Here is an 11,765-nt window from a genome sequence, read left to right as displayed (position 1 = left end):
GGACCGTCCACGCTACGTGCGAGGACGGTTTTCTGCTGTCTGACGATTCGTTTTCAAGTATGATTATGGTAAGATAAAGGAAGCAGGGGGTGGAAAAATGATACAAGTCAATCGTGAAAGATATGAAATCGTCGAAGAAAAACGAGAAGGATTTAACGAAGAAGCCTTCATCGGTCGGTTTAGTGATGTGCTCGAAAAATACGACTACATCGTCGGAGATTGGGGACACGGGCAATTGCGCCTCCGTGGATTCTATGACGACAACCATGAAAAAGCAACGTTTGATACAAAAATCTCCCACGTGGCGGATTATTTGTACGAATACTGCAATTTCGGCTGTGCGTATTTTATCGTCAAACGGATGGAATTCGTAGAAGGAGAAGAAGCACCACCTCGCTTCGACGGATCTTCAGCGAATACGTTAAAACTGAAACGGAAGTTTTCAGCGACGAAAGAAGAGACACAGGACGAGCAGTAATCAAAATGACATCTGAAAGGATGTTTCTGATTGGGTGTTTTCGGCTAATAGTATAGTATCACGCACCTATAGGGGGAACTATCCATGAGAATCGTCGGGATCTATCATTCGGTACCAGAAGTCGTCAGTGCTGTTCATGATTTACGTGTCGCAGGTGTCATTTCTACTGATTTACAAGTCATCGCTCACGATCGTTATGATTTAGAGCAGATTGAGGAATTGGCGGATTTAAAAAACCAGCAGACGTCGACGCGTCTGACGCAAGAAGAACACATGAATCTGTGGCAAGAGATCAAAGGCATCTTTAAAAAGGACAGTGCCGGGTCTTCTTCAAACCACGATGTACTCGAAGCGAGCGGATTGACGAAAGATGATGTCAACCGTGCCAACAAAGCAGCGGAAGAGGGACAATTCGTCTTACTCGTCGGCGATGAAGCGGATCAACATTCTGAACGGAAAGCCCACGATGAATCGGATAATACCAACGTTTTCAGTGGTCCAAACACGCTCAATGAGCGGAATGACCGGTTACTGTAACAGCAAAACAGCCAACTCCCTTGGGAGTTGGCTGTTTTTTTATAATCCGATATAGTCGCGCAGGTAGCCTTCGAGCTCGTCGGCTGCCTCATCTTCTAAATCAAAGGCATGGGCGATATAGCCCGGCTCGTCAAAGTCGTCCGGACCGATGATTGCAAACCGGTTTGATAAGAGATTCAACACCAAGATCTTTCCGAAGAAGTGTTCGGAGTGGGTGATGGCTAAATCAAAGCGGCTCGTCTCGCCGATCCAACAGACAAACCGGGTTTTCGTTTGTTCGACTTCATCATATAAAAAATCACGTTCTTGCATCATCTGTCAGTTCCCTCATTTCCTTCATCTCTGCTTAGATTAAAGGGTTTGGGGAACTTTTTGCAAGTACGGTTTACGCGAAAGACTGTGTTCTGCGATGACCTTCCGGATCGTCCGTGTTTTTGAGCGCATCACGAGTGACGTCGTCTCGACGATATCGTCCGTCAAGAAGCGGACGCCATCGAGCATCTCTCCTGTCGTCACGCCGGTTGCCGCAAAGATGCAGTCGTCACTTTTGATCAGATCGTCGAGTGTCAACAATTGCAGCGGATCGGCAAGTCCCATCCGGATGACACGCGCCGTTTCCTCCTCATTCATCGGATGCAGACGGGCCTGCATGTCGCCGCCCATTGCCTTGACGGCAGCGGCTGTGATGACGCCTTCCGGTGCGCCACCTGTTCCGATGAAGATGTCGATTCCGGTTGAAGGAGAAAGCGGGGCGATTCCTGCTGAAACGTCGCCGTCCTCAAAGAGACGGACACGAGCGCCGACACGCATCGCTGCTTCCCGGAAATGATCATGACGCGGACGATCCTGCATGATGACGGTGACGTCTTCAATCCGTTTCTGATTCAGTTCCGCTGCTTTTTGAATGATGACTTCGAGTGGATCGTCGAGTGAGACATGTCCTTTTAAGTTCGGTCCGACGGTCAGTTTATCCATATACATATCCGGTGCATGGAGCAGGGCACCTTCATCCGCGACCGCAATGACGACCATGGCGTTACCGAGACCTTTGGCGACGATGTTCGTCCCTTCGAGCGGATCGACGGCAATATCGACGACCGGTCCGTTTGACGTCCCGACCTGTTCGCCGATGAATAACATCGGTGCTTCGTCGAGTTCCCCTTCGCCGATGACGACGGTTCCTGCCATGTTAACGGTATTTAAGACTTCGCGCATCGCTGTCGTTGCCGCATCATCGGCTTCGTTCTTTTTCCCGCGACCAATCCACTTGGCGGATGCTAATGCTGCTGCTTCTGTTGCTCGGACGATTTCTAATGCTAATTCCCGTTCCATCTATGAATAACCTCCAAGTCACCTAATGTGACATACTATTTTCGTAAAAATCTAAATTGAGGATAACACATTGAGGAATGTGATGCAAACAGCCTTTCTGCTTTTCATGTCCAGCGGATAGAGCTAAAATGAAGGATGTGAGGGGGAATGCTGGATGTATTTCGTAAATCGTGAAAAGATTGAACAAACGGTGGTTTGTTTTGAAACCGCGCTGCGTCAAAGCAAGGAATTAACAGGGGATGCGTTGACGATTTCACTGGCGTGGGAACGGATCGGGTTTTTGGTGATCGAAAGTATCATCGATGTGGGGAACAGTATGATTGATGGTTTCATCATGCGTGATCCGGGAAGTTATGAAGATATCGTCATGATTTTAGAAGATGAACGGGTCGTGGATACGCCGCTTGCGACGAGTCTGAAACGGATTGTCGCCCTGCGGACACGGATTGTCCGTGAATTTACGACATCGAGCACAGCAGAGATCCGGGGTGTTCTTTTGGAAGAAGAAACGCAGTTGCGTCGTTTTCCGGAAGCCGTCCGACACTATTTAGAAACAGAACTCGGACCGGTCTCTGCATTTTTACCAAATGAGGAGTGAGCCAGGATGAAAGCAAAAGGATATTTGTTTGATTTGGATGGAACGATGTATAACGGGACAGAACCCGTCAAAGAAGCGGTTGATTTCGTGAACCGTCTGCAAGAGCAAGGAGTGCCGTATCTGTTCGTCACGAACAATGCCTCGATGACGGCGGAAGCGGTCGCTGAAAAATTACGTGGCATGGGTGTCCATTCGAACGCGGAGCACGTCTTGACGAGTGCGATGGCGACAGGTCGCTACATCGCAGAACTCGATCCGGGTGCGAAGGTCTATGCGATTGGAGAAGGTGGATTGATTGATGCTCTCGAGCGTCAAGGCTTACAGGTCGTCGCAGACGAGCATGCCGATTATGTCGTCATCGGTCTCGACCGTCAAATCACGTATGAGAAGTTGGCAATCGGAGCACTGGCGATTCGTGCAGGAGCCCGCTTCATCTCGACGAACGGAGATATCGCGATTCCGACCGAGCGTGGCTTTTTACCGGGGAATGGTGCGTTGACGTCCGTTTTACGGGTAACGACGGAAAAAGAACCGTTTTATATCGGGAAACCGGAACCGGTGATGATTAATATCGCAGCTGAGATGATTGGTCTCGCGAAAGAAGACCTCATCATGATCGGCGATAACTACCATACGGACATTCTGTTCGGCATCAATGGCGGTATTCGGACGATGCACGTCAACTCCGGTGTCCATACGCCGGTCTTCATTCAAGGGCAGGATGCTCAACCGACGTATATGGTCGATACATTGGCGGAATGGATCCTGTGAACAAAAAAATCCCCATTGACGGATGTCAGTGGGGATTTTACCGATTTAGAAGACTTGTTCGACTTCAACGACGCCGGCTACTTCTTCAAGCAGGGCACGTTCGATACCAGCCTTCAGTGTGATTGTTGAACTTGGGCAGCTGCCGCAAGCTCCCATCAAACGGAGTTTGACGATACCGTCTTCTACATCTACGAGTTCAACGTCTCCTCCGTCACGAAGAAGGAACGGACGCAATTTTTCGAGTACTTCGTTTACTTGATCAAACATTTCCATGCGTAAACACATCCTTTCTTATAGCATCATTGTAACAGGGTTGAAAAATGTTCTCAATCTGGAAAACTTGTATACTAAAAAAGAAGTGCAACAGGAAGAGGGGGACAAGTGATGGAAATCAAGGTATATGGCGCCGCACAGACGTGTCCGAGTTGCGTCGGGGCACCAAGTTCGGAAGAGACCTACAGTTGGCTGCAGGCCGTTCTCGGACGGAAATATGAGACAGCGTTGACGTTTGAATATGTCGATTTTGAAGCCGCGACGGTCGAAGATGACTGGATTTTGGCTATAAAAGACGATGTCTATTTTTATCCGCTCGTCCTGCTTGACGGTGAGATGATTGACGAAGGGTACGTCCAATTGAAAAAAATCACCCAGGCAATCGATACGAGACTTGAAAAAACGGCCCCGGAATGACCGGCGCCGTTTTCTTATTTGATTTTTTTGTGTTTCCAGAGCACGCCGGACTTCAACAGGCGTGGGACTTTTCCGGTCAGCGCCTGTTTCCCCATGACGATTCCGAATCCGTCTGATTTTCCGAGCGATCCGAGCATCCCGCGTAACTTGATTTCCGGCAGTTTCGGTAACTTCTTGCCGGCCCATTTCGCCTGCAGGACATCGACGACTTGATCGGCTTGGTGTTCTGCGAGCTGACCGCTTGGAGCATACGGCAAACTGGCACAGTCCCCGATGACGAAGACATTTTCATGTTCCGGCACATGGTGGTGTTCCGTCAGCTTGATCCGTCCACCGCTGTCTGCTTCAAACCCAAGATCGCGCACGACTTTGACCGGTTGCGTGCCGGCCGTCCAAATCGTCAAGTTCGACGGATAGGCGTCATCCCCGTTTTGGACGTCATCCGCCGTGACAAACGTGACGTTGGAATTGTTGATGACTTCGACGTCGTGCTCTTCGAACCATTCCTGAACGTACGTCGATACTTTATCCGAGAGGAAGGACAAGACAGACGGACCGCGGTCGAATAACCGGATTTTTAAATCTTTCCGGCTTTCATGCAGTTCACTGGCCAGTTCGACACCGGAGAGACCGGCTCCGACGATCGAAACGATCGCCCCCGGAGAAAGTCCGCAGATCGCTTGTTGTGTTTTCCGTGATTCCTCGAGTGTCTGGATGCTGTACGTAAACTCTTGTGCGCCCGGTATGTTATGGTATTTGTCTTCACACCCTAAAGCGATGACTAAATCATCATAAAAAAGTTCCGTACCGTCTTGCAGATGGACGGAGTTCGTCTCGGGTGAAATCTGGACGACGTGACCATATTTATATGTGAGGTGTTCTCCTTCCGGAAATGCGATTCGGACATCCCGATCCGACAATGTTCCGGCAGCCAGTGCGTAATATTCTGTTTTTAAGGCATGATACGGTAAACGATCGACGAGTGTCACAGCGACCTCTTCATCCTTGAATCGTTCACAAATCCGCATCCCACCGTATCCGCCACCTAAAACAACCAGTTGCTTCATAACTTAAAATCCCCCTTAGTTCCCCTAAATCAGTCTGACCTTGTATAATACGACATGAGGAAAGATAATTCCTGCTTGAAGGAGGAAAAAAAGTGAATCCGATTATTGAATTTTGTATCAGTAACTTAGCGACGGGGACCCAGGTCGTCATGCAACAACTCGAACGGGACCCGAATGTCGATGTCGTCGAATATGGTTGCCTCGGATATTGCGGGATCTGCTCACTCGATCATTTTTGTCTGGTCGATGGCGAAACCGTTGTCGGAGAGACACCGGAAGAACTGCTTGAAAAGATTTATCAGAAAATCGAAGAAAACGAGCTCTAAAAAAATCCCCGTGTCTCAGATGAGACCGGGGATTTATGTCTGTCAGCGGGCGCGGCTTCGGACTTAGAAGGATTGTTGGCGACGCATCATCCATGGTTTGAGTTTCAAGAACAGCGGAATGAAGAGTGCTGAGATGAACATCGCCTTGATGATGTTAAACGGCAGGATACCGGCCGTGATCGTCGTCCATTTGACGGCTGGATCCAACATGTAATCCATTCCGAAGAACCAAGCATACGCTGGAAGAATTAAGATATAGTTGAGGATTGCGAGACCAAGTGCCATCGTGATCGTACCTGCGACAAGACCGGTTGCAAGACCTTTTGTAGATTTCTTTTTATGGTAGAACCAACTGACCGGAAGAATGAAGGCGACACCGGCAGCGAAGTTTGCGAGCTCTCCGACCGGAACACCGCTTCCGCGGAAGATGTAGTACAAGACGTTTTTGAGTGCTTCGACGATGACACCTGCAATCGGTGAGAACATGATGGCAGCGATCAAAGCGGGAACGTCACTGAAGTCGATCTTCAGATAGTTCGGTAAAAACGGCAGTGGAAAGTTGAGTAACATGAGAACAAACGAAATTGAACCTAACATGGATAACGTGACCATCTTTTGTGTGCGTTTCATACGAGTATAATCTCCTTTTGCTCGTTCCTCTCGATGAAGTATTGGCATGGCTGCGTCCAAAATAAACCCCCATCGAAAAGTGTTCGATAGGGGAGAAGTCCGCAATAAACTAAACCTGAACGATTTTTGCAAAAATCGGTTCAAGAAATAGAAACATGCCGCCATCTTCTCCCATCCAGACTATACTGTCGGCTCCTGAGTCACACAGAATCAGCAAATAGCGCCCTATTCGCTCGCGGGCTTCAGACGAATCGTCTGTTTACCGCCGGTCGGGAATTTCACCCTGCCCTGAAGATGGAACGATTTAATTTTTTTTGATACAACTCCTTTATACAACGAATTCAAGATAGTTTCAAGCAACTAGGTTTCGATTCCCTCTGAAATTGCGTATACTGATAAAAAAGGGAAGGTGATGACATGATTCATTTAACAGAAGCGGCCGCACTCCAAGTCAAAGAGATGATGTTGCAGGCGCCGAACGATGAACAGAATCTGCGGATGCTCGTTCAAGGCGGCGGATGCAGTGGTCTCTCCTACGGTATGGGCTTTGACAGCCAAAAGGAGACTGACTTAACCTTTGAGCAACATGGGGTGAAAGTGATTGTCGATCAAAAAGATTATCCGGTCGTCAAAGGACTGGAAGTAGATTATAAACAATCGATGCTCGGCGGTGGATTCACGATCACGAATCCGAACGCCATTGCGACATGTGGATGCGGGACGTCGTTCCGGACCGCAACAAATGCCGGTACACCCGGCGGATGTTAATCTAATCCGTTTCACCGCAGACGATGCCGTCTGCGGTTTTTTTGTTTTCAAAGCGAGAGGAACAGGACTTCACGGTGTAGATGGAGAAGGACTAACAAGAACGTTAGAACGCCATGACGAGGGAGGACTATCGATGCGGAAAGTACTGATTTTTGGTGGAACACGTTACTTTGGTCGACGTTTGGCATTACGGCTTGCGGAATCGGGGGATGATGTGACGATTGTCACGCGCGGCGAGCATACACCGCCGGTCGCGAAGGGCTTGACATTTTTTAAGGGAGACCGGACGTCAAGCAGTACGATGAAGGATCTTGGAAGTCAGAACTGGGACATCATCTATGACAATATCTGCTTTAATCCCTATCAGGCGAAGCTTGCGGTGGATGCTTTCGAAGGGAAAGTCGGACGCTATATCTTAACGTCGACGATGTCCGTCTATGAGCAGGGTGGAACAAACATCTCAGAGCGGACTTACAATCCGTTTCCCGGGAAATATGACTTGGAAAAAGAACATGATTACGGGGAAGGAAAACGTCAGGCAGAAAGTTACTTTTTCCAACGGGCGACTTTCCCGGTCATCGCCGTTCGATTCCCGGTCGTCCTAGGACCGGACGATTATACGGAACGACTGGTGTTCCATATTAAACGGGCCTTGGCCGATCAACCAATCGTTGCTGAAAATTTATATGCGAAGATGGGTTATATCTCGAGTTATGAAGCGGCAGCCTTCCTCGAATGGTGCGGTCGGTCGACGATGACCGGACCGATCAATGCAGCAAGTGACGGCGTGTTATCGATTCAGGACTTAATGGATAAAATTGATCGCGTGGCGAAGACGACCTCCCGGTTTGAAACGAAGGGAGACGATCCGTCCCCATTGGCACCGGATCACGATTTTTATATGGATACGACAGCCGCAAAACAAGCGGGGTATCTATTCCAACATGTCGACGACTGGCTCGATCGACTCATTGAAGAGGAGGTTCGCAATCACAAATGATTACGTTAATCAAACCGTCCGTGCAACTTGAAGTCGAATACCTCGATTTTCTGACCGAGTGGCAACAATCCGGTGAAGCCATCGTCCCAAGTGTCGTCAGCAAAACGTTTTTTCCGTTAGCTGATTTTTTAGAGGCGCAGCAACAAGAAGAACAGGTGGCCCCGAAAAACTGGGTCACCCATTCGACCTATTGGTTGTACGATGGACAACGAATTGTCGGCGCGGTCAATTTCCGGCATGACTTAAACGACCAACTGCAACAAATCGGCGGTCATATCGGTTACGGAATTCGTCCGAGTGCCCGGCAGAACGGCTATGCGACAGAAGGGTTGCGTCAAGCGCTCGCCGTCGCACGAGAGCGGGGGCTTGCCTCTGTCTTGATCACCTGCAGTGCGGACAATATCGCATCCGGCCGCGTCATCCTGGCGAACGGCGGTCAAGAGATTGCATCGTATGTCAAAGAGGACGGCGGACGTGTCCGACGTTTCATCATTCCGCTGGGAGAATGAGCACTATAAACATTCGATTAGCCGTTTCGGAAGACGCCGACCGCATTGCGCAAGTGCATATCGCCTCTTGGCGGGAAACGTATCACGGTATCATTCCAACGATGTATCTGGAGCAGTTGTCGCACGACAAGCGGAAACACTGCTGGCGGAAAAGTCTGACGGAAGGTCCGGTCTTCGTTGCGCTTGACCAGACAAACGAAGTCATCGGATTTGCGAACGGTGGACCAAGCAGGGGGAGCAAAGGGACGGAAGGAGAGTTGTACGCGCTCTATCTTTTAAAAACCCATCAAGGGCAAGGGACAGGGAAGCGGTTGTTTGACCACGTCCTAGCAGACCTGCGGCAGCAAGGATTCTCGTCTTGTATCGTCAAAGTGTTGGCAGATAATCCGTCCCGTTTCTTTTATGAACGCTTCGGCGGACGTCTCGTTTTTGAACAACGGATCGAGCGGGGCGGGGAACAACTGATGGAGTACACGTATCGAATTATGCTCTGACGATCATCTAATTTATAGGCAAAAAAAGCAGCGTCACTTCGATCCGGAAATCGAGGTGACGCTGCTGTTGGGTCATACTTAATGGTTTTTGACTTTTTCGAAAAGACTTGTGGAGTGTTGCGGATGACGGGCTGATGGGTCAACAAGCAACTTCGCTTGGTTGACGGCAATCGGAGCTTCTCCGAAACCGGTCGCAATCAGTTTGACACGACCGTCATAGGTCGCGATATCCCCACAGGCAAAGACGCCGGGAATTGCTGTTTCCATCTTCGAGTTAACGCGGATCGAATTACGTTCGAACTCGACTTCCCACTCCTTGAGTGGTCCGAGCGAGGAAACGAAACCAAAGTTACAGACGACATCATCTGCGCCGACGACGATGACTTCATCCGTTTCGGCATGTTTAAACGTCAGCGTTTCGATGCTGTCATCCCCTGTGACCGATTCGAGCGTATACGGTGTCATGACATTGACGGACGAGTTATGCAACAATTCGACCGTATGTTCATGAGCCCGGAATTTATCACGACGGTGGACGAGCGTGACGGATTTCGCGATCGGCTCAAGCATCAAGGACCAATCGACGGCGGAATCGCCGCCGCCGAGCAAGACGACTTGACGGTCTTTGAAGCGGTCCATCTCGTTGACGAAGTAATGCAGGTTACTTGTCTCAAACCGTTCTGCATCGGCAACGCCGAGCGGGCGGGCGGCAAACGAGCCGTTTCCGGCGGTCAGAATGACGGTTTTCGTGTAATGTTCTCCCTTATTCGTCACGAGGCGGATCAGTCCGTCATCGAGACGTTCGTAAGCAAGCACTGTCTCGCCGAGGACATAGGTCGGATCAAATTCGTTTGCCTGTTCGAGCAGACGATCGACTAAATCCTGTGCTTTGACTTTCGGGAAGCCGGCAATATCGTATATATATTTTTCAGGATAAAGCGTCGCCAGTTGTCCACCGAGTTGTGGCAGACTTTCGATGACTTTCGTCTTCATCTGACGCATGCCTGAGTAAAAAGCGGTGAACAGTCCGACTGGACCACCGCCGATAATCGTTACATCATATGGTTGGTGCATCTGAGTCCCTCCTAAAGTTGGATACTCCTATTATATAGGAAGATGGGTTCCATGTGGCAAGTGCGGGACATCTCACATTTTTTTCAGGGATTGCATATTTTTACTTTGCAATCTATGATAGAAAATGGTTCAATGAACGTATAGACGTGTGAACATTATTTGAACAAAGTTTTTGAGCATTTATCTGCAATTGAATGTGAAGAAAATCACAACAAAACTATTAAGCGTAAGGGGTATCAGAACATGAACACACCAAACATTGTTATTCTTGGAGCCGGCTACGGTGGATTGATCACAGCAGTCAACCTTCAAAAAAAACTTGGCGTTGACCAAGCGAACATCACTTTAATCAACAAACACGATTATCATTACCAAACAACGTGGTTACACGAACCAGCAGCAGGAACGATGTCTGCTGAACAAGCGCGTATCTACATCAATGATGTCATCAATCCTTCACGTGTCAAACTCGTCAAAGGTATCGTCGAGAAGGTCGATACGGCAAACAACACAGTGAAGCTCGTCGACGGTGGAACAGTCCCTTACGATTATGTCGTCGTGGCGCTTGGTGGCGTTCCTGAAACATTCGGCATTAAAGGGTTGAAAGAGAACGCTCTAACGATCAGTTCATTGAACAGTGTCCGAAAAATCAAGGAACACATCGACTACTCATTCGCAGAGTACAAAACGACGGGTTCAACAAACCGTTCACTCTTGACGATTGTCGTCGGTGGTGCTGGATTTACGGGTATTGAGTTCATGGGTGAACTCGTCAACCGGATTCCTGAACTTTGCAAACAATATGATATCCCACGCGAACTCGTTCGTGTCGTCAATATCGAAGCGGCTCCAACGGTCCTTCCTGGATTTGATGCGGATCTCGTCAACTACGCACACAAATGGCTTGAGCGCCAAGGCATCGAGTTCAAACTCGGTAACGGCATCAAGGAATGTGCACCGGGCAGCGTGACATTCGGACCGCTCCAAGGTGACACAACAGAAACGATCGAAGCGAACACAATCATCTGGACAGGTGGCGTCAGCGGTAACCCGGTTGTTGCAGCATCTGGCTTTGAAGCGATGCGTAACCGTGTCGTCGTCGCAGAAGACCTCCGTGTTCCTGGACATGAAAATGTCTTCATGATCGGTGACTGTTCAGCTGTTATGGATCCGGCTTCAAACCGTCCGTACCCGCCGACTGCTCAGATCGCGACACAACAAGCACACAAAGTGGCTGAGAACATTTCGGCACTGATCGGTGGACGTCAAACATCGACATTCACATATGAGAACAAAGGAACAGTCGCTTCACTTGGTCATAAAGACGGCATCGGCATGGTCTTCGGTAAGAAGATTTACGGCCGCAATGCATCATTCATGAAAAAAGTCATCGACAACAAGCATTTCCTTGAGCTCAAAAAAATTGGTCTTGCCATCAAAAAAGGTAAATTCTAAGTTCACGTTTTAGGCAAATGTACACTCGTGCATTTG

General features: G+C 49.1%; 17 protein-coding genes and 1 riboswitch. Of the genes, 11 read left to right on the top strand and 6 right to left on the bottom strand.

Annotation, left to right across the window (positions count from 1 at the left end):
* Nucleotides 1-97 precede the first annotated feature (97 nt).
* Nucleotides 98-478, top strand: a complete 381-nt coding sequence (locus D3D03_RS08735) for a YutD family protein (protein ID WP_012371196.1) — start codon at nt 98-100, stop codon at nt 476-478.
* A gap of 84 nt (nt 479-562) precedes the next feature.
* Nucleotides 563-1,015 (top strand): general stress protein, encoded by a 453-nt coding sequence (locus tag D3D03_RS08730; protein ID WP_119923348.1) that lies wholly within the window; start codon nt 563-565, stop codon nt 1,013-1,015.
* Between the two features lie 39 nt (nt 1,016-1,054).
* Here D3D03_RS08730 and D3D03_RS08725 read toward each other — a convergent pair whose 3' ends face one another.
* Both D3D03_RS08725 and glpX read right to left on the bottom strand, forming a co-directional pair.
* Nucleotides 1,055-1,330: a DUF3055 domain-containing protein gene (locus tag D3D03_RS08725; protein ID WP_035387577.1), complete on the bottom strand. Its 276-nt coding sequence runs from the start codon at nt 1,328-1,330 to the stop codon at nt 1,055-1,057.
* Between the two features lie 36 nt (nt 1,331-1,366).
* Complete coding sequence (gene glpX / locus D3D03_RS08720) at nt 1,367-2,347, bottom strand: class II fructose-bisphosphatase (protein ID WP_026832236.1); 981 nt, start codon at nt 2,345-2,347, stop codon at nt 1,367-1,369.
* A 154-nt stretch (nt 2,348-2,501) separates the two neighbouring features.
* Here glpX and D3D03_RS08715 point away from each other — a divergent pair, with 154 nt between their 5' ends.
* Both D3D03_RS08715 and D3D03_RS08710 read left to right on the top strand, forming a co-directional pair.
* Entirely contained in the window at nt 2,502-2,945 is a 444-nt protein-coding gene (locus tag D3D03_RS08715) for a DUF86 domain-containing protein (protein WP_119923347.1), read from the top strand.
* Nucleotides 2,946-2,951: 6 nt separating this feature from the next.
* Nucleotides 2,952-3,716, top strand: a complete 765-nt coding sequence (locus D3D03_RS08710) for a TIGR01457 family HAD-type hydrolase (protein WP_026832238.1) — start codon at nt 2,952-2,954, stop codon at nt 3,714-3,716.
* Between the two features lie 45 nt (nt 3,717-3,761).
* Here D3D03_RS08710 and D3D03_RS08705 read toward each other — a convergent pair whose 3' ends face one another.
* Nucleotides 3,762-3,989 (bottom strand): NifU family protein, encoded by a 228-nt coding sequence (locus D3D03_RS08705; protein ID WP_012371190.1) that lies wholly within the window; start codon nt 3,987-3,989, stop codon nt 3,762-3,764.
* Nucleotides 3,990-4,100: 111 nt separating this feature from the next.
* On the opposite strand from D3D03_RS08705, the gene D3D03_RS08700 reads away from it, so the two are divergent.
* Entirely contained in the window at nt 4,101-4,406 is a 306-nt protein-coding gene (locus D3D03_RS08700; protein WP_119923346.1) for a DUF1462 family protein, read from the top strand.
* Between the two features lie 14 nt (nt 4,407-4,420).
* Here D3D03_RS08700 and D3D03_RS08695 read toward each other — a convergent pair whose 3' ends face one another.
* Nucleotides 4,421-5,473, bottom strand: a complete 1,053-nt coding sequence (locus D3D03_RS08695) for an NAD(P)/FAD-dependent oxidoreductase (protein WP_026832240.1) — start codon at nt 5,471-5,473, stop codon at nt 4,421-4,423.
* Between the two features lie 92 nt (nt 5,474-5,565).
* Here D3D03_RS08695 and D3D03_RS08690 point away from each other — a divergent pair, with 92 nt between their 5' ends.
* Nucleotides 5,566-5,799 (top strand): YuzB family protein, encoded by a 234-nt coding sequence (locus tag D3D03_RS08690; protein ID WP_012371187.1) that lies wholly within the window; start codon nt 5,566-5,568, stop codon nt 5,797-5,799.
* A 63-nt stretch (nt 5,800-5,862) separates the two neighbouring features.
* Here the strand turns inward: D3D03_RS08690 and D3D03_RS08685 are convergent, their stop codons facing one another.
* Nucleotides 5,863-6,429, bottom strand: coding sequence for an ECF transporter S component (locus D3D03_RS08685; RefSeq protein WP_026832241.1), 567 nt, complete (start codon nt 6,427-6,429; stop codon nt 5,863-5,865).
* Between the two features lie 159 nt (nt 6,430-6,588).
* A riboswitch (FMN riboswitch) is annotated at nt 6,589-6,729 on the bottom strand.
* A gap of 117 nt (nt 6,730-6,846) precedes the next feature.
* On the opposite strand from D3D03_RS08685, the gene D3D03_RS08680 reads away from it, so the two are divergent.
* The 4 genes from D3D03_RS08680 (at nt 6,847) to D3D03_RS08665 (ending at nt 9,200) form a co-directional block, all read left to right on the top strand.
* Nucleotides 6,847-7,197: a HesB/IscA family protein gene (locus D3D03_RS08680; RefSeq protein WP_026832242.1), complete on the top strand. Its 351-nt coding sequence runs from the start codon at nt 6,847-6,849 to the stop codon at nt 7,195-7,197.
* A gap of 133 nt (nt 7,198-7,330) precedes the next feature.
* Nucleotides 7,331-8,197 (top strand): NAD-dependent epimerase/dehydratase family protein, encoded by an 867-nt coding sequence (locus D3D03_RS08675; RefSeq protein WP_026832243.1) that lies wholly within the window; start codon nt 7,331-7,333, stop codon nt 8,195-8,197.
* Complete coding sequence (locus D3D03_RS08670; RefSeq protein ID WP_119923345.1) at nt 8,194-8,706, top strand: GNAT family N-acetyltransferase; 513 nt, start codon at nt 8,194-8,196, stop codon at nt 8,704-8,706. Before D3D03_RS08675 ends, D3D03_RS08670 begins: the two co-directional genes overlap by 4 nt.
* The gene (locus tag D3D03_RS08665) at nt 8,703-9,200 is read left to right on the top strand and encodes a GNAT family N-acetyltransferase (protein ID WP_119923344.1); all 498 of its coding nucleotides are present in this window, start codon (nt 8,703-8,705) and stop codon (nt 9,198-9,200) included. Before D3D03_RS08670 ends, D3D03_RS08665 begins: the two co-directional genes overlap by 4 nt.
* 78 nt (nt 9,201-9,278) lie before the next feature.
* On the opposite strand, the gene D3D03_RS08660 is transcribed toward D3D03_RS08665, so the two are convergent.
* Nucleotides 9,279-10,274, bottom strand: a complete 996-nt coding sequence (locus tag D3D03_RS08660; RefSeq protein WP_026832246.1) for an NAD(P)/FAD-dependent oxidoreductase — start codon at nt 10,272-10,274, stop codon at nt 9,279-9,281.
* 243 nt (nt 10,275-10,517) lie between these two features.
* On the opposite strand from D3D03_RS08660, the gene D3D03_RS08655 reads away from it, so the two are divergent.
* Nucleotides 10,518-11,729, top strand: coding sequence for an NAD(P)/FAD-dependent oxidoreductase (locus D3D03_RS08655; protein WP_026832247.1), 1,212 nt, complete (start codon nt 10,518-10,520; stop codon nt 11,727-11,729).
* Nucleotides 11,730-11,765 lie beyond the last annotated feature (36 nt).

The organism is Exiguobacterium sp. RIT452 (assembly GCF_003598705.1).
In the GTDB taxonomy this organism is placed as follows: domain Bacteria; phylum Bacillota; class Bacilli; order Exiguobacteriales; family Exiguobacteriaceae; genus Exiguobacterium_A; species Exiguobacterium_A undae.
Note: the sequence above shows the minus strand (reverse complement) of the source record. Positions and strands in the feature narration are given on the sequence as shown.